The organism is Mesorhizobium sp. B2-4-17 (assembly GCF_006441275.1).
Classification (GTDB): Bacteria; Pseudomonadota; Alphaproteobacteria; order Rhizobiales; family Rhizobiaceae; genus Mesorhizobium.
In genome coordinates, this window is record NZ_VFUX01000025.1 from 17,995 (window position 1) to 35,386 (window position 17,392).

17 protein-coding genes and 1 pseudogene are annotated in these 17,392 nt (G+C 60.9%); 2 read left to right on the forward strand and 16 right to left on the reverse strand.

The features are described from left to right. Positions 1–455: 455 nt before the first annotated feature. The 8 genes from FJ548_RS19900 to FJ548_RS19935 all read right to left on the reverse strand — a co-directional run bounded on the left by FJ548_RS19900 (position 456) and on the right by FJ548_RS19935 (position 9,946). Positions 456–665 carry a hypothetical protein gene (locus FJ548_RS19900; protein ID WP_140609771.1) on the reverse strand — a complete coding sequence of 70 codons (210 nt, stop codon included), beginning with the start codon at positions 663–665 and terminating at the stop codon, positions 456–458. A gap of 48 nt (positions 666–713) precedes the next feature. Continuing rightward, entirely contained in the window at positions 714–2,498 is a 1,785-nt protein-coding gene (locus tag FJ548_RS19905) for a KUP/HAK/KT family potassium transporter (RefSeq protein WP_140778775.1), read from the reverse strand. Between the two features lie 106 nt (positions 2,499–2,604). Then, positions 2,605–3,603, reverse strand: a complete 999-nt coding sequence (locus FJ548_RS19910; RefSeq protein WP_246671488.1) for a cation diffusion facilitator family transporter — start codon at positions 3,601–3,603, stop codon at positions 2,605–2,607. Positions 3,604–3,696: 93 nt separating this feature from the next. Continuing rightward, on the reverse strand, positions 3,697–4,986 hold the full coding sequence (locus FJ548_RS19915) for a mechanosensitive ion channel family protein (protein ID WP_210242683.1): 1,290 nt from the start codon (positions 4,984–4,986) through the stop codon (positions 3,697–3,699). Positions 4,987–5,050: 64 nt separating this feature from the next. Further along, entirely contained in the window at positions 5,051–5,167 is a 117-nt protein-coding gene (locus tag FJ548_RS30760; protein WP_140609769.1) for a DUF2474 family protein, read from the reverse strand. Further along, positions 5,167–6,171, reverse strand: coding sequence for a cytochrome d ubiquinol oxidase subunit II (gene cydB, locus FJ548_RS19925; RefSeq protein ID WP_140609768.1), 1,005 nt, complete (start codon positions 6,169–6,171; stop codon positions 5,167–5,169). Before cydB ends, FJ548_RS30760 begins: the two co-directional genes overlap by 1 nt. Before the next feature lie 5 nt (positions 6,172–6,176). Beyond that, positions 6,177–7,589, reverse strand: coding sequence for a cytochrome ubiquinol oxidase subunit I (locus tag FJ548_RS19930; protein ID WP_181168858.1), 1,413 nt, complete (start codon positions 7,587–7,589; stop codon positions 6,177–6,179). Between the two features lie 89 nt (positions 7,590–7,678). After that, complete coding sequence (locus tag FJ548_RS19935; RefSeq protein ID WP_140778777.1) at positions 7,679–9,946, reverse strand: FdhF/YdeP family oxidoreductase; 2,268 nt, start codon at positions 9,944–9,946, stop codon at positions 7,679–7,681. 463 nt (positions 9,947–10,409) lie between these two features. Between FJ548_RS19935 and cls the strand changes: the two genes are divergently transcribed. Beyond that, a complete protein-coding gene (gene cls / locus FJ548_RS19940; RefSeq protein ID WP_140778778.1) occupies positions 10,410–11,870 on the forward strand; it encodes a cardiolipin synthase in 1,461 nt (486 codons plus the stop codon). 155 nt (positions 11,871–12,025) lie between these two features. Here the strand turns inward: cls and FJ548_RS19945 are convergent, their stop codons facing one another. The 4 genes and pseudogenes from FJ548_RS19945 to FJ548_RS19960 all read right to left on the reverse strand — a co-directional run bounded on the left by FJ548_RS19945 (position 12,026) and on the right by FJ548_RS19960 (position 14,673). Beyond that, positions 12,026–12,655, reverse strand: a complete 630-nt coding sequence (locus FJ548_RS19945; protein WP_140778779.1) for a DsbA family protein — start codon at positions 12,653–12,655, stop codon at positions 12,026–12,028. Between the two features lie 641 nt (positions 12,656–13,296). After that, a pseudogene (locus FJ548_RS19950) lies at positions 13,297–13,494 on the reverse strand (ACP phosphodiesterase); the annotation flags it as partial. Positions 13,495–13,604: 110 nt separating this feature from the next. Continuing rightward, positions 13,605–14,177: a flavodoxin family protein gene (locus FJ548_RS19955; RefSeq protein ID WP_140778780.1), complete on the reverse strand. Its 573-nt coding sequence runs from the start codon at positions 14,175–14,177 to the stop codon at positions 13,605–13,607. A 52-nt stretch (positions 14,178–14,229) separates the two neighbouring features. Further along, complete coding sequence (locus FJ548_RS19960; protein WP_140778781.1) at positions 14,230–14,673, reverse strand: hypothetical protein; 444 nt, start codon at positions 14,671–14,673, stop codon at positions 14,230–14,232. Between the two features lie 125 nt (positions 14,674–14,798). Between FJ548_RS19960 and FJ548_RS19965 the strand changes: the two genes are divergently transcribed. Next, positions 14,799–15,104, forward strand: a complete 306-nt coding sequence (locus FJ548_RS19965) for a hypothetical protein (RefSeq protein WP_140778782.1) — start codon at positions 14,799–14,801, stop codon at positions 15,102–15,104. 24 nt (positions 15,105–15,128) lie between these two features. On the opposite strand, the gene FJ548_RS19970 is transcribed toward FJ548_RS19965, so the two are convergent. The 4 genes from FJ548_RS19970 to FJ548_RS29940 form a co-directional block, all read right to left on the reverse strand. Next, complete coding sequence (locus FJ548_RS19970) at positions 15,129–15,356, reverse strand: hypothetical protein (RefSeq protein ID WP_140778783.1); 228 nt, start codon at positions 15,354–15,356, stop codon at positions 15,129–15,131. Between the two features lie 244 nt (positions 15,357–15,600). Further along, positions 15,601–15,807 (reverse strand): CsbD family protein, encoded by a 207-nt coding sequence (locus FJ548_RS19975; protein ID WP_140609762.1) that lies wholly within the window; start codon positions 15,805–15,807, stop codon positions 15,601–15,603. Positions 15,808–16,223: 416 nt separating this feature from the next. After that, complete coding sequence (locus tag FJ548_RS29935) at positions 16,224–16,793, reverse strand: tyrosine-type recombinase/integrase (protein WP_181168854.1); 570 nt, start codon at positions 16,791–16,793, stop codon at positions 16,224–16,226. After that, positions 16,754–17,233 carry a hypothetical protein gene (locus FJ548_RS29940; RefSeq protein ID WP_181168855.1) on the reverse strand — a complete coding sequence of 160 codons (480 nt, stop codon included), beginning with the start codon at positions 17,231–17,233 and terminating at the stop codon, positions 16,754–16,756. The genes FJ548_RS29935 and FJ548_RS29940 overlap by 40 nt, the downstream gene beginning before the upstream one ends. Positions 17,234–17,392: the final 159 nt, after the last annotated feature.

Below are 17,392 nucleotides of genomic sequence, written 5' to 3' on the forward strand. Positions count from 1 at the left end.
TCCGGGTTTTTCGCGTCTGCGCTCCTCGCTTTCCGCTGTCACACAGGACGGCCCCGGGTTTCAGACACCTCACATTTGACGGCCGATCGGCAGCCGACCGCTTCCTGCTGATCGCGCGGATTCCGCGTGAGCACCGATTATGGCCGACGGGCCGTCACGGGCGCTCGCGCTTCCATTTGCGGCAACCACAACAATGCATAAGCAATGCACGTGCCAATCCCGAACGGCAGCGATATCAACCGATTGTCGATACAGTCGTGGCGAGCATGATCAAAATGTCCGGCCGCGACGGACAATTTGTCCTGACAACCCTGAGCAATCCGCGCATGAGGAATGCCGCATCGGCAGCGGCCACTTCATCTACCTGCAATACATGCGGCAATGACTGTGCGATCCGGTTTCAAGTGTCGCCAGCGTCCACCGACTTCGAAGCAACGGGACCGACGGGAGGAGCGTCATTCGTCTCCCGTCTTGTCGCCGTAGAGGACCCACTCCGGAGAATTGTCTCCCCCCGGCAGCTTCGACCGCCTGATGTTCGCCAGATTCAGGATGTCCTTGGGCGGTTTGTTGCCTGCCGCATCCATCGAAACCTGGTTGTTCGGGTCATCCGGCGCGCGGGCTACCGTCGTCATGGCCGGATCCGTCCAACGATATTTCTCAGCCATCTCCGTACCTCCTGTTTCGACGGAGCTTCAGGGCTCCCGGGCGTAAAGCTAGATTCTTATCTCGGTCCCGATTTCGACGAGTTGTCCGGACGGGATGCCGAACGAGGCGCCGGTCGTTGCCGAGTTGCGCTGCATCCACATGAAAATGGCTTCCCGCCAGCGCCACATGCCTGGAACATTCGCATCGGGAATTACGGTCTCGCGGCCAATATAATAGCTGGTCTGCAGCAGTTCGTGCGGAGAAACGCACACCCGCGCCTTTGCCAGCGCGCCCGGTATGTCGGGCATCTCCATAAATCCGAACCTGAGGATGACGCTCTCAAAACCGGACGTCAATTCGGAGACCACAGCCCGGTCGTCGGCGTCCATCACCGGGATTTCTTCGACAACCACCGAGACGAGCAGGACGCGCTCCTGCAATGCCTTGTTGTGTCTGAGGTGGATCGAAAGCGACAGCGGGATGCCCGTCCTCGCGGCGGAAAGAAACGCGGCGGTGCCGGGCACCCGGCAGACGGCCTTGTCCTCAAGGGCGGCGATGAATCGTTTTTCATCGAGACGCCGTTCGGCGCGCGCTGCCTCAAGAAGCTCGAGGCCGCTGCGCCATGTCAGCATGAGGAAGGCGATGGCCCCGGCGATAAGCAGCGGGAACCACCCGCCCTCGAGCAGCTTCAGGGCGTTGGCCGAAAGAAAGATGAGATCGACCAGCATGAACATGCCGTTCAACAGCACGACCAGTGTCGGATTGTATCCCCATCTGATCGCCACCAGCGCCGCCAGGAAGGTCGAAATGACCATCAGCCCCGACACGGCGATGCCGTACGCCCCTGCCAACGCGTCGGACGACTTGAAGATCAACACCGCTGCCAGCGTCGCCGTCGCAAGCAGCCAATTTGCCACCGGAATGTAAATCTGCCCATGTTCCTCCCGGGCTGTATGCAGGATCCGGAAGCGTGGGAGGAAACCGAGCTGCACCGATTGCTGCGTCAGTGAAAACACGCCGGAGATAATCGCTTGCGATGCGATCACGGTTGCCAAGGTCGCAAATATCACCAGCGGATAATGCGCCCAGCCGGATGCAAGTCCATAGAATGGTCCCGAAGCGGCCTGGGGATCGGCCGCGACCAGCGCGGCTTGCCCGACGTAATTGAGGACCAGCGCCGGGAGTGCGACGAAAAACCAGGCGGCGCGGATGGCGCTGCGGCCAAAATGTCCCATGTCGGCATACATCGCCTCGCCGCCGGTGACCGCCAGGAACGCTGCGCCCAGAACGCCGAAGCTGACAGCGAGTGGCGCATGCGCCACGAACCCGACCGCCTCGGATGGCAGCAGCGCCTTGAGAACCTGCGGATCCCTGGCGACGCCGACCAACCCCAGCAAGCCGATCGCGACAAACCAGCACAACATTATCGGGCCGAAAATCCGGCCGATGAATCCGGTTCCCTTGGACTGCGCCAGGAAAAGGGCGATCAGGATCGCGAGTGTTATGGGGATCACCGCATGCTCGAGGCCGGGCGCGTCAAGCTTGAGCCCTTCGACCGCGCTCAGCACGGAGATCGAGGGTGTTATCGCTCCGTCGCCATAGAGCAGCGCGGCGCCGACCAGGCCCAGCACGAGCAGGGCGCCATGTCCGCGACCTCGCCGCCTGTTGCGGGAGCCCAGCAAGGCAAGCATCGCCATCACCCCGCCCTCGCCGTGATTGTCGGCGCGCAGGATCAGCAAGGCATATTTGACTGAAACGATCAGGACGAGGCACCAGATCACCAGCGAGGCTATCCCGACCGCCGCCGCGCCAATGTCCTGGCCGGGTCGCGCGGCCGCCTGCAGCGCGATCAAGGCCGGTCAGGCCCCTTTGCTTGACAGCCGGCTGATTCCGCCGATCAGGCGGATGGTCGCTCGACCACGTCAATCGTTGTCCCCTGTTCGCCCAACTCTTTCTCAGTCACGGCCGCGCGGCCGGAAATGCGTAGTCGCCGAACCGCCGCTTTCGCGCGCTTTCGAATTGCTCCAACGTCTGAGGCTTGACGAAGAGCGCGACGACGTCGGGATGGGCGAGTTGCACGCGCCTTTCGATCGCGGCGACGCAAGCCTCGATTTCCTCGGCGCCAAGCGATTTGTCGAACTCGATGCTGAGCGCAACCATGGCCTGATCCGGCGCGAGCTGGGCGGTCAAGGCGCTGTTGGCGTGCGCCACGCCCGGCTGTTCCTGGGCAAGCCGGCATATGGCCGCGACGAGGGCCGGCGGAGCGCGCTCGCCGATCAGCAGGCTTTTGCTTTCGATCGCAAGCAGCAGCGCCGTGATCGCAAGCACAAGCCCGATCAGGATCGAAGCGACACCATCCAGGATCGGCATGTCGAGCACATCGGCAGCCATGATTCCAGCGGCGGCAATTGCGATGCCGACAAGTGCCGCGCTGTCCTCGAACAGCACCATGAACGCCGGCGGATCCTTGCTTTGCCTGAATGCCGCCCAGAAATCGAGATCGCCTCTGATCTTGGCAAACGTCCGCCACGCGACGAGCCAGGATGCGCTTTCGAACAAGAAGGACAGGCCGAGCACGACGTAGCTGACCACGACCTGTTCCACAGGTCGCGGGGCAATGACGTGCTGGACGCCCTGGTAGAGCGACACGCCCGCGCCAAGCCCGAACAGCAGCAGTGCAACGATGAAACTCCAGAAATAGAGCTCCCTGCCAAAGCCCAATGGATGAATGAGGTCCGGTCGTCGCGCTGCCCGGCGATAACCGTAGAGGAGCAAGCCCTCATTGCCGGAATCGACGATCGAATGCACAGCCTCGCTGGCCATCGCGGCGCTGCCCGTGACAAAGGCCGCCACGAGCTTGGTCGCCGCGACGGCAATGTTGCCGGCCAGCGCGGCATGAACGACAAGGCGTGCCGATGGCCGTCGATGCAGTTTGGGATCAGTCAGCACTGCGCTCACGACAACCTCCCCGGCAAAAGCCACTTGTCGTGGACAGCGCCCGCGCGAATCCGTAAGACCATCGGCATGGTGCATACGGCCGCAACCGGGACGCTACTTTGTCTGTCTGGATACGGCATCGGGTTTGTCGCCATTGTGCGTGGTGGGTTGCGAGGGTTGAGGTCCCGCCGGACCGGGCCGTGCTGCGGATGACTGCTGCTGTTGCAGCGGGAAGACTTCGGTGCCGGCCGGCATGGTCTCGACGTAGACGGCGGATCCTGGGGAGGCGAAATCTGCTCCGGTCTTTGCAACGACCTCCTTGAGGGCGTAGGCCAGCGCTTCCTTGATCTTGAGCCATTCGCCCCATTCGGTGGTGCGAGTGAAACAATAAACCATGACGTCGATGGAAGAAGTGCTGAAGCTGGCGATACGCACGAAGGTCGGCGCCTCGGGAGGTTGGACGAAATCTCCATCGCCCAGGATGTGGCTTTCGATACCGTCGCGGATCTGACGGAACTGGTCGACCGTGGTGTGATAGTCCAGGCCGATGATCCAGGAGATGCGCCGATACGTCATCTGTGAAAAGTTGGTCAGCGCGTTGTCCGCCAATTTTGAATTGGGAACGAAAACCGGCGCCATGTCGAAGCGCCGCACTTTGGTCGTTCGAAGGCCGATGACTTCAACCGTGCCCTCGACAATGCCGTCCACCAGAATCCAGTCGCCGTTCCGGAACCGTTGCTCGCCGATGATGAAGATGCCGGCTATCAGGTTCTTGAACAGGTCCTGCGCTCCGAGCGCAACTGCGACGCCGACCAACCCAAATCCCGCCAGGAAGGGTCCGACACGGATACCCCAGATTTCAAGGATGACGGCTGCACCCAAGGATAGGACGAGAACCTTGGCCACCCGCACGCCCCAGCCGACCATGGCCCGACTAAAGGCTGCCTTGCGGCCGTCAAGTAGCGCACCCACCGGCACGACGATTGCGAAAAGCCCCCAGAAGATCGAAAAGCCAACCAGCGAGCGATTGATCTCGCCGAAGATCTCCTTCGCCTGCGGTGGCACAACAAGAAACGTCGAGATTGCAAGGGTCGCCACGATAATCGGGATGAACCGGATTGGCGGGGCCAACGCTTCAACGATGGCATCGTCGATCACGCTGCTCGTCCTTTTTGACCAATAGCGGATCTGTTTCAGTATCACGTAGCCGAACAGCCGCCGCACGGCCATCGCCGCCGAAAGGATGAGCATGGCGAGAACGAGTTGCCCGACGGTTATTCCGAGGAAGCCGTAGGCCCAGATGTCGATCAGCGATGCCCGAAGCGCCGCTGGAATCGAGCTTGTCGTATTTGGCTCCATTTGCATCGACCCTCGCAACCGGTTGCTGGCTTTGTCGCCGTTCAACCGGGAGTGCCGCTCTCCCCCAGGTCTCGAATACCTAGAATGCAATGACGCATGACAACCACTCTCAGCCGGAGAGCCAAAGCCGCATCGCGCCGGCCACGAGCCCAAGCGCCGCCACGCTTGCCGCCCAGATTGTGGCCATCCATGCAAGCCGTTTCCAAAGGGGGACGTCCGTGGTCATCAGTGATAGCCGTGGATGCCCGCCTTGCCTCGGAACACCCAGTAGGCCCAGCCAGTGTAGGCGAGGATCGCGGGAATGATGATGAGCGCGCCGGGCAGCATGAAAATTTGGCTCTCGGGCGGTGCGGCCGCTTCCCAGATGGTCACCGCACGTGGCACGACATAGGGGTAGATGCTGATCCCGAGCCCGACGAAGCCTAGCAGAAACAATGCCAGGGCCATGAAGAACGGCGTACGCTCGAACTCGCGCTTCAGGCTCCAGAAGAATGTCGCGGAGCAGATGACCACCAGCAGGGGTACCTGGGCGGTCAGCAGCACGCCCGGCAGCGCGAACCAGCGCCGCCAGTAATCGTAGTGCAGGAAAGGGGTAGCCATGCTCACGGCCGCAAGCGCGACCAGCGTCGCGGCGCCAAGCAGCGATGCCGCGCGGCGCGCCTGGCGCTGGCTCGTTCCTTCGGTTTTCATGATCAACCAGGTTGCGCCAAGCAAGGCATAGCCGATCACCACGGCGACACCGGTCAGCAGACTGAATGGGCTCAGCCAGTCGAGCCAGCCTCCGGCATAGGCATCGTTCTCGACGTTGATCCCCTGCAGGATCGCGCCGAGCGTGATCCCCTGCGCAAGCGCCGCCACGAACGAACCCGCCGAGAAGGCCACATCCCACAAGGGACGGTGGCGCGGATCGCGCCATCGGAACTCGAAGGCGACACCCCGGAAGACGAGCCCCAGGAGCATCGCGATTATCAATGGATAGGTCGCGGGCAGGATGATTGCATAGGCGAGCGGGAAAGCGGCGAGCAGCCCGCCGCCACCCATGACCAGCCATGTTTCATTGCCGTCCCAAACGGGCGCGATCGAGTTCATTGCCTGATCGCGCTCGTCGCCCACCTCCAGGGTAGGGAAGAGGATGCCGATGCCGAGGTCGAAACCGTCCATCACGACATAGGCCACGACAGCGAACCCAATGATCGCTGCCCAGACGATTGTGAGATCAATACCGAGCATGACGATCACCCCTTTGCCGAGGAGGACGCAGCCACGCCTAGCGCCGGCGTGATGCCGGCCGCGCGTTGCGGCACGTGGGCCGGCTCTGTCTCGCCGCGCTCCGGCGCTTTGGCCATCAGGCGCAGCAGATAATAGGTGCCTGCCCCGAAGGCGAAGAAATAGACCACGACAAACGCGATAAGCGACGCGGCGACCGCCGGAGCGGCGAGCGGCGAATGCGAGTCCGCGGTCCGCAACAGGCCATATACCGTGAAGGGCTGCCGCCCGACCTCGGTCGTCACCCAACCGGCGATCACGGCGACGAAGCCCACCGGTCCCATCACGATAGCCGCGCGATGCAACCAGGACCAGTCATATAGCCTGCCGCGCAAACGGGCGGCGAGGCTCCACAGGCCGATGCCAAGCATGGCAAAACCGATCGCCACCATGATACGGAACGACCAGAATATGATGGGTGCCGGAGGCCATTGATCTCGGGGGTAGTCAGTGAGGCCTGGTAGTGGCGCATAGGGGTCGTGCTTGAGAATCAGGGATCCGATATGGGGGATTGAGATTTCATAGCGGACGCGGGCCTCGTCATTGCTCGGAAAGCCGAACAGCACGAGCGGCGCGCCATTGGGGCTCGGCTGATAATCACCTTCCATGGCGAGCACTTTCGCCGGTTGATGCTCCAGTGTGTTCAGCCCATGCGCGTCTCCGGCCAGTATCTGGATCGGCGCGACGATCGCCGCCATCCACATGGCCATCGAGAACATCTTGCGCGCGCCGGGATTGGCGCGATCCCGAAGCAGATGCCAGGCACCGACGGCGCCCACCACGAAAGCGGTGGTGAGATATGCCGCAATCACGGTGTGAACGAGACGGAAGGGAAAGCTCGCAGTGAAAATGATCGGCAACCACGAGCCCGCGGGGACGAACTGGCCCTTGGCGTTGATCGCAAAACCCGCCGGCGTCTGCATCCAACTGTTGACGGCGATGATCCAGGTTGCCGAGATCAGAGTGCCGAGCGCCACCATGCAGGTGGCAAAGAAATGCAGCTTCTTTCCGACCTTGCTCATGCCGAACAGCATCACGCCGAGAAAGCCTGCCTCGAGGAAGAAGGCGGTCAACACCTCATAAGCCATGAGCGGACCGACTATGGAACCGGCCTTGTTGGAAAACACCGACCAGTTCGTTCCGAACTGGTAGGACATGACCAGACCCGACACGACCCCCATGCCGAAAGCGACGGCGAAGATCTTGAGCCAATAGCGATAGAGGTTGGCGTAGACGCCCTGACCGGTTTTCAACCAGAGCCCTTCGAGTACCATCAGGTAGCTCGCAGTCCCGATCGAAAACGCCGGGAAGATGAAGTGGAAGGAAATGGTGAACGCAAACTGCGCACGCGCCAGAATCACCGGATCGAGTTGATCGAGCAACATCCTTCCTCCTCAGACAATCCAAACACGTCGCCTCGATGGGTGCAACCATCGAAGTCATTCTTTCCTGATCGACAGATCAGCCTCGTTCAGGTGGCAACGACCCGAACAGGGATGGATTTGGCGGCCGGTGTACCGCTGATCCTGTCGTAATAATCGAGAGGCAGGAGCGGGTTCAATTCGGGGTAATATCCCGCAACCGCCCCGCGCGGCATCGGATAATCCAACACCGTCAGACCGTCGACTTGTCGTTTGAGGCCGTCATCGCTGATCGTTTCCAGCGCGACGCGCGCCCCCGCGTCAATGCCTCTATCGGTGCGATCCTCGGCGTTCATGAAGAGCACCATACGGTCGTTGTAGACACCGCGGTAGCGATCATTGTTGCTGTAGATCGTGGTATTGAACTGATCGTGCGAACGCACGGTCGCCAACCGAAGCATCGCGGGGTCGGAAACCGGATCATTCACCTCGAGACCGGACATGAGGAGGAAATTCGCCTTGCCGTTTGGCGTCGGCCAGACGAGGCGGCGTGGCGGCACGTCGAGGTGAAACCCTTTCGGATCTCTGATCCGCTCCGAAAAGTCGCTGTAGATCTCCGGATAAACCGCGGCGATCTTGTCCCGAATGAGATTGTAGTCGTGGATATAGTCTTCCCACGACACTTTGCTGTCGGGCAGCGTGGCAAGCGCCATCCGGCAAACGATCTCCACTTCCGGAAGCAGATGCGGGGTGGCGGGCGCCAGCACGCCGCGTGACGCAGTAACGTTCGACATGGAGTCTTCGATGGTGACGAACTGTTCGCCAGCCGACGTCCTGATCCATTCGGAACGCGAGACAACCGGCAGGATAAGCGCGTCGCGGCCGTGCACGATGTGCCCGCGATTGAGCTTCGTCGCAATTCCCACCGTCAGTGCCAGTTTGCGCATCGCCGCGTAGGATCTTTCAGTGTCGGGAATCGCGCGAACGAAATTGCCGCCCATCCCGATAAAGACCTTGGCGGTGCCTTTTTCCATCGCTTCGATGGTCTCTATCGTGTGGTGCCCATGTTCGCGTGGCGGTTCGAACCCGAAAACATCGCGGACGCGGTCCAGATAGTCTTGCGTGGGCTTTTCATCGATTCCCACCGTACGATCGCCCTGGACGTTGGAATGGCCGCGAATGGGCGAAATGCCTGCGCCAGGCTTGCCGAAGTTGCCGCGAAGCAGGAGGAGATTGGCCACTTGCTGCAGGAGGCGGGATCCCTGCTGGTGCTGGGTAAGGCCCATGCCGTAGCAAATCATGGTCGCGCGCGAGCGGATGTAGATTTCGGCGCAGCGGCGAATCTGGGCTTCTTCCAATCCGGAAATCCTGACGATGTCGGACCATTCCTGGGCCATGGCATCTTCGCGGATGGCGTCCAGCCCGACGGTGTGCTTGTCGATGAAGTCGGTGTCGATGATCTTCTCGCCTTGAGCTTCGCGCTCGAAGATCACCTTCATCATGCCCTTGATCAATGCGAGGTCGCCGCCGATGCGGATGTGAACGAATTCGCTCGCGATAGCCGTTGAACCAAAGGTCGCCATCTGCACGACGTCTTGGGGCTCGGTGAAGCGTATCAGCGCGCGCTCGGGCATGGGGTTGACGGCAACGATCGGAACCCCGCGCTTCCGGGCCTCGACCAGATTGGTCATCATGCGTGGCGAATTCGTCCCGGTATTCTGCCCGATCACGAATATGGCCTCTGCGTGCTCGAAGTCCTCGAGAACCACGGTCCCCTTGCCGACGCCGATAGCGGGCGGTAGGCCGCGGCTCGTCGGCTCGTGGCACATGTTCGAGCAATCCGGAAAGTTGTTGGTCCCGAATTCCCGAATGAAAATGGCATAGAGGAACGCCGCCTCGTTCGGCGTGCGGCCGGATGTATAGAATTCCGCGTGATGGGGACTTTCGAGCGCCCGCAGATGATCGCCGATCATCGCAAACGCCGCGTCCCAGTCGCACGGCACGTATCGGTCGGACGCAGCATCGTAGCGCATGGGCTCCGTCAGGCGCCCCTGCATCTCGAGCCAGTAATCCGACTGTTCCATAAGCTCCGACACGGTGTGCTTTTCGAAGAACTCCCGGGTCACGCGCCGTTTCGTTGCCTCGAACGCCAGTGCCTTGGCGCCATTCTCGCAGAACTCGAGCGTCTTCTTGCAATCCGCGTCGGGAAAGGCGCAACTCGGACATTTGAAGCCGCCCGGCTGGTTCATCGCAAGCAGCGCCCGCGAACCCTTGGTGACGACGCTTTGCTCGAGCAGCACTTTCGCTGTTGCCGCCGCTGCTCCCCAGCCGCCAGCCGGATGGTGATACGTCTTATAAAGCGGCTTGGTGTCGGCCATTTCGCGAAGCGCTCCGTAGACCCGTGAAAATCATACTTAAAACATATTATCCTATTGAAATCTATAGACAATTTGTCTGTCATGATTGGACAAAATGTCCTCGGGATGAAGTCGAACAGAGCGTAAGCCTTTGATATTCCACGACGTGGAGAACTGGCACGAATGATGCTCCGGGCAGGCCACTGAAGAGGTGCCTGTCATTCTGCCGGCAGCGCCGACCTCGGATCGGACAACCTACCATTCCGAGGCGAAGTCCCCTGCCCGGCAGGTTGCGGGGCATCCCCGGTTTGTGGGCGGATGCGAGGCGCGTTCGAATTCCGCTGACGGCGAGCAAACGGGCGGTTCGGACGTCAAGACCGCAACCCGGCGATTGTCGTCCCTGACCGCAGCGCGCTAGCTTGCCGACACAGTAGCTGAAACGAAGGGCGCGATGGTGTCGTTATCGGGCGCGGTTCACACGGGCATGCAAGCTCTGTCTGGCCTGCCGCTGTTCGTCGTACACCTAATCACGGTGGCGCGCGCGATCACCCGCGCCAACCGCACACCTGCCGCCCGGGTAGCCTGGGTGGCTGTCATCATGCTGCTGCCGCTGCTTGGCGTCATTGCCTATCTGTTCCTCGGCGAGACCAGCATCGGACGCAGGCGGGCGCGACGGCTGAAGGCGGCGGAAGACCGAACCGTCCGGCCCAACCATGCGGCCTATGCGCCGGTGGTCATCGAGCCGGAAGTGGCGGGTCAATTCGAGCTTTGCCGGTCCATCAATGGGCTGCCCCCGGTGGCGGACAACCGCATCTTGCTTCTTGGCGATCCCGAGGCGTCCAACGACCAGCCGACGCTCGATTCTGACAGCGCAATCGACTCGCTGGTAAGGGATATCGAACAGGCAAGGGAGCATGTGCACATCAGCTTCTATATCTGGCTCGACGACAACAACGGCGGCAAAGTCGCCCACGCCGTCGCCGATGCGGCACGGCGCGGCGTGCGCTGCCGGGTGATGGTGGACGCGCTGGGGTCGCGTGCGTTCACCCGCGGTCCACGCTGGCGGCAATTGCGCGAAGCCGGTGTGCTGCTGGTCGCCACGTTGAACGACATTCCACGCTTGGGGCACTTGGCCGTGGGCCGCGTCGACCTGCGCAACCATCGCAAGATCGTCATCATCGACAATCGTATCGCCTATTGCGGCAGCCAGAACTGCGCGGATCCGGCATTCCGCATAAAGGCGAAGTATGCGCCCTGGGTGGACATCTTCCTGCGTTGCGAAGGGCCGGTGGCGCGTCAGGCGCAGTATCTGTTTCTATGCACATGGATCGCCGAAACCGGCGAGCCGCTGGAAGGGCTTGCCGCGGCTGAGCCCGCGCCGGAGCGCTTCCAGCCGGGGAGCGTGGCGCAGATGTACGGCACCGGACCGACGACGCCCGGCAATGCCATGTCCAACTCCTTCGTTGACGCGATCTATTCCGCACGCCAGGAACTGGTGATCACGACGCCTTACTTCGTGCCTGATGAGGCGGTCCTGCGCGCCGTGTGTGCCGCCCCGCGCCGAGGCGTCGAGACGACGATCATCTTCCCTGAACGCAACGATTCATGGCTGGTGAAAAATACGAGCCGCAGTTGCTATGCGGAGCTGCTCGTCAATGGCGTAAGCGTCTATGAGTATCCCCTAGGGCTGTTGCACACCAAATCGATGACCATCGACAGGAAGACCGCGCTGATTGGGTCGGCCAATATCGACCGGCGCAGCATGCAGCTGAACTTCGAGAACAACCTGCTGGTGGCGGACGAAGGCGTCGTCGCCGCGGTCCGAGCCCGCCAGCAGGGTTATCTCGACGTATCGCTGCCGGTCGCGCTCGATGTCGTCACGGCCTGGCCGCTCCATACGCGCCTGGTGCAGAACGCCGTGGGCATGACGGCGCCCGTGCTCTAAGGAATTCCAGGAAAACCGTGATCGGACAGGCGCCGCAGCCATTCGTCCGGAATTGCGTTAAATCAAAGAGAGGGCAAATCAAAGAGAGGGCGGTTCGCCGTTTCGTAAAACGGTGAACCGCCCTAGAGGCTTCGGCTCGGGAGGAAGACCGAAGGTCAGGCCGCCTGGATCCTGGCGACCAGACTGTTAAAACTGCCGTAGAGCGCATTCGCGTCGATGAGACGCGGCGCTCCGTTGCGGATCACGGCGAGCGCCGGTGTGCCCTCAGCATGCAATCGCTGGAACAGCGCGCGACCACAACCGAGCAGGTCATGATGAGCCACCAGGAATTCTTCCGTCGGCGCCGCCACAAGCCTTGCAGCATCCGCCATGTCGGCGTCTTCCAGAACCTCGGCCACGCCCCGTTTGGTCACGATATCGCGGCCGTCGACGTAGCGGGCATGCTGGATCGCCTTCAGCGCCGGTAGCCGGCGCTGCGAATCCTTGAAACCGGCGGCGCAGATGCCTAGCGTGGCGGTGGCGGAATCGAGCAGCGTGCCTCGCGCGTTCAGAACATTGTCCAGATAGGCCTGGCTGAAAGGCTGACCGCTCAGTTGCTTGATGCGCTGGTCGCTGGTCCAGGCATGAGCGGCAAAACCCGCATCCAGCGGCCGGGCGCCGGCCCCCGAGAAGAGACCGGTCGGCAGCGCGTCGATCGCGACACCGCTCGCGGCAAGTCTGTCCAGCATCGGCGTGGCGCCATAGCACCAGCCGCAAAGTGGGTCGAAAAGATAGGCGATGATCATAGCTGTCTCGGCACGCTTGATATGCGAGCTTATTTCACTCTGCGACCATGAAAGAAGCCGGCATTCGTCGTGTTTAGTCGGATGTTGCCGATTTCGCCCTGTTCCGACGGGTTGTCGATCCTCTTTTCGGATATCGTTTCCTTCTTGTTTTTCGGACTTCCTCCCACCCCTTTCGGGCTGCGACTGGCGGGCGGCACAGGTGGCATCTCGTTGTGTCGTGACATAGCGAACTCCCTGGAACGGCAGGCCGGAACTGAGAACCTGGCAGCAATACGCATGCCAATTGGCGTGCGCCGCGATATCAATGGCTTACAAGTAGGCTTCGGGAAATTTTGGACAACATGTCCGCGTAGGAAAGACGCGTTGTCCATGTCGTCGCCTGATGGGTCCTTCGCCGTTCCACGTGACGTTGGTCACCATCGACTTTGACCTTCGTCAGATGTTTCCGCCCGTTGAGCCACGATAGAAAGCCGCATGCGCTTCTGTTGCGATCATCATCGACCAGGTTCGCGCATCACTCTCGGATCCGGCCGCCCCAGTTGTCGTGACCACGAGTAGAGAGTGTCCGGCAGGGATCATCGATGGCTCAAGGTCAGCCGATGATCCGCATTGTTGCAAGGCGAGAGCGCTGCCTGGAATTCGATAGCATCCTTGAAGGCGCGGGCGACCGCCGGAAAGTCGGCGTCGTAGTCGTAGCTGTAGAGTGGCAAGTCCTTGAAGGAGATCTCCGACATATCGAGTTGCGGCGGGGCAAGCTGCACCAGCGCCTTCGCGAGCTTGCGGTTGATGGATTCGCGCGCGAGGCTGCCGGTGAGATAGTCGACTTTGTGCTTGGTCATTTGTACCTCCCTGCGTTCACCTGAACGTGCTGATGATGATTGCAATCCCACATGAGGCGCATCGCGACCCGACGAAGCCCGCGATTTCCCGTGGCGTGCGAGACGATGCGCTATTCTCGCAGCTTGGCCGCCACCTCAGCAACGCGCTTGCCGAGCAGACGCGCAGTTTCAAGGTCGCCCTGCCGCGGAGCTTCCTCCGGCGAGGCGTCGGAAGGCGAAATCGCCAGCGCGCCCGCAAAACCGGCCGTCCAGTTCACGTCGTCGGGTCCTGCCTCCTTATTGTTGGCCGGCATCAGGCCGGTGCCTACCCAGATTTGGCCGTGTTGCTGGGAGAGGGTGAAGAAGAAGAGCATAGTGGAGGACTTATCGCCGTTCACCGACGCGGAATTGGTGAAACCGGCCGCTACCTTGTCCTTGAGCGCCTGCGTGAACCAAGGCTTGGAACTGGCATCGGCAAACTTGATGAATTGCCAGGCCGGTCCGCCCATATAGGTCGGAGAGCCGTAAATTATCGCGTCTTGCGCGGCCAGGGTGTCGAAGGTGATCTCCGGCAGGTCGCCATTCGCGTCGATCCGGAACATCGTCACCTCCGCACCCGCAGCGGCAGCACCATGCTGCACAGCTTCGGCCTGCTTAGCGGTGTGGCCATATCCGCTGAAATAGACGATCGCTATCCTGGTCATGAACTGCCCTCATATCGCCGGGTGAACGGGACGTATTGCACAGATGAATTACTCAGATGATTTCTTCAATTTTCACTTTGTGGACGCCAAACTCGACGATGTCGGATTTCTCCAATCCATCGATCGCCTGATAGAATGGCGCGAGCGGTGAGAGGCCTATTAGCTCGATCCCCTCGCAGGTGAAGTGGTCCATAGAGACGCCGATCACGAAGTGGCGGCCATTGACGGTTACGATCGCGCCAGGCTCGACGAATTCCTTCGGCCCGAAATCGAGCGCATTCAATGCCGCGACCTTAGCTTCGGCGGCGCGGAGCATCTTCTCAAGGTCTTCAGCGAGCTCCGCTTGCGACCAGGCCTGAGCTTGATCGTCCACCACGGTCGCTTGATCTTCGGCCGGCTTGCTCGCCTGAAGGTGCTCGGTATATGCCGTCCTCGCGCCGTCCAGTTCGGCCGCTGCCAACTCAATCAACTTGCCGCGGACGCTATACTTGTTCATTTACCGCATCTCCGTCTTGTCCAATCGCGCTCGGGTCCTGTCGGAAAATTTCATCGAGGCGTGCGTCGCAAGATTGCTGGCCTCGCGACTGGCCACATCGAGACAGCCCGATTGCAGATTCGTAAATGCAGCCGGTCGCCGGCACGAGTTCGACCCAGATCGGACTGATCTCTCCGCCAGTTGACATCGATCGTCAGTTCGAGGAGCGGCAGGCCTCCACTCACACGACAGGTATCGTTCTTTCTGATCTTCACTGGACTTGCCTTGCTCATCGCACCATGGCCATCCATGATGGCGGGCTCGTGGGCTCCGGCGGCCGCCCTGCCGTGTTGGATATCATCATCGTCAGCTCGGCCGCGATCCCCCCCTCCCCGCACGCGACTCCTCCTCGACACAACCACTTCCGTCGAACGGAAATTACAATCACCTAGCGAGTATCGCTCTGCGCAGTGCTATCAATCTTTGTGATCTCGCTGATCTCGACCGAGCTTGGCTGCGATCGCCCTGTCGATCAATTCTTCATTGTGGCTGATAAACTCCTCTCGTGTCATGCTGGAGGCGCGCCACTTTGCTTCTAGGGCCGCGTCTCTATCGAGCCATTGATCGCGCGTCGCATGGTCGAACTTATGTCGTCTGGCATCCTGTGATCCTCGCGAGGCGTCGTGGTGATCCTTGGTCATCATACATTCCTTCTAACAACATCGTCGCCTGGTCGCCCGAAAAACTTCGCATGCCTTCTTTGGAATACATGACACGGCGACAGGCAGACGAGTAACTGTTCAGGAAGATACAAGCATTGGTCGCCATGTGAACTAGCGAGGCAAAATCGAACAGAGCACCTTGGCGCAGTATCGGTGTCGATCCGAAATATCGCGTTGGGGCGATGCCACCGGTCGACACTGTTCTCGAAGGACGGTCAACGAAGATTCAATTCCAATTGGCCTCTCTCGCCCACTTGTCCACCTCCTTGCGCACTTGGTTTTTGTCGTAGCCGTAGAGATCCTGAAGCTTACCTTCCAATCTCTCTCGATCACCGTTGATGATGTCGATATCATTGTCGGTCAGCTTGCCCCAAGTCGCTTTGAGCGCGCCCTTGGCAGCCTTCCAGTTTCCCTCGATGCGATCCCAGTTCACATTCGCCTCCTTCGCTGATTCGTCCGTCAGGGATGTTCGGCACGCCGAACATCAGTAGGCCTAGCATCGGTACATGGAAGCGCAACAAACGTGCCAGTCTCGTAAAGCAATCAAATCAATACTTTGGCAGAAGGTCGTTGGAATGCGATGGACAACTTGTCGAAATGGCTGCGGTCAAATTGTCCTCGGCGCAAATCCCCAGGCCGATAGCGCGCCGTGCTGGTCGCCTCATCCAAGCGAAGTTCGCCCACGCGCCAAAAGGTTAGATGATGCGCCGACATGGAGCTTCGCGCAGCCCTGATGGGGCACAGGTTTGAGAGGCGACCGCTGTTGTTTTCCGGGACTATGCCCGCTGCGGCCGTGTTGGAAGGCGCTCAGCGGCGGGCAGGCTAGCACCTGAACGAAATCCGGGCGTGTCAGACGATCGCTGGATCGAAGTCGAAAGCTATCGCGCCCAGGACCTTCTGGCGGAAGCGCAGCGTGCCCTTCTCGCCGTACAGCGGCCTGTCGAGCTTATGCCCCATCAGGACCTCCCTCAGCTCCAGGTCGACGCCGCCTTCCAGCATGCGGTCCTCGAAGGCGCGTCTGAGGGAGTAGACGCTATGTTGCGGGCTCGGCTTCAGGCCATGTTCTTTGAAATATTTGTTGGCCATGGCCGAGTAGGAGTCCTCCTTGTCCTTGTACCGGGGAAATCCCTTCGGGTGCCGTTTGAACGCCTCCAGGGCGACGCCGACCAGCGGAATTTTCCGGTCCGACTGCTCCGTCTTTATGGCCCTGGTGTCGTCGGGGTCGGTCCTGGCCCTGACGTGTATGTACGGAACCTCGTCGTCCAGGAAGATGTCCCCCGGCGCGATGTTGCACAGCTCCCCAGGGCGACAGCCTGTTTCGACCTGTGCCAGGGTGATTCCGCGGCCTTCGTCGTTCATGGCCGCGAGCGCGCCGGGAGCTAGAATCTTGTCCCGGATCCACTCTGCCGCAAACGGCATTCTCTTCCGCCCGCCCCCCGTTCTTGAAGCTGAGGTCGGAGGATGGGTTCTTCCTGTCCTCCTGCTGGTGCCTGAAGTACCTCGAGTAAATGTTCCGCAGTATGCCGATCTGCTTGTTGGCGGGAGCGCCCCTTCTGCTTTTTGTCGTCCGGCACCACCCTGCCGAGCCAGTATTCGTGAAGGGTCAGGCCGTCTTCGCGCGTCGTTTCGGCGATCGGTTTGTCGCCGCCCACCAGCGAAAGGAAATTTGATATCGCGCCCTTCCTCGTGTTGTCCCAACGCGTCAGCTGTCCCGGGCTCTTCTTTGCAAGCTCGTCTTTCTTGATCACGTTCTTGTAGACTTCGTATGCCTTCCACCAGCCGTCCTTCGGTCGGTCCTCGCGCCCCAGGACCGCAGCCTCCGCTTCGGCCGACGTCCCCGCCGAGGCGATTGCAAGCACGCGCCGGACGAGTTCGATGAGCGGTCCCGAAGCCAGCTCCGAGCTCGTCCGATAGGAGAACCCCAGCGCCTCGGCCCGCCTGGTACCGCAGGCGTGCCTGGGCCTCGTCCTCGTCGAGAACCAAGCCGCATTGCGCGATCCCTTGCATTGGAAGGCGGA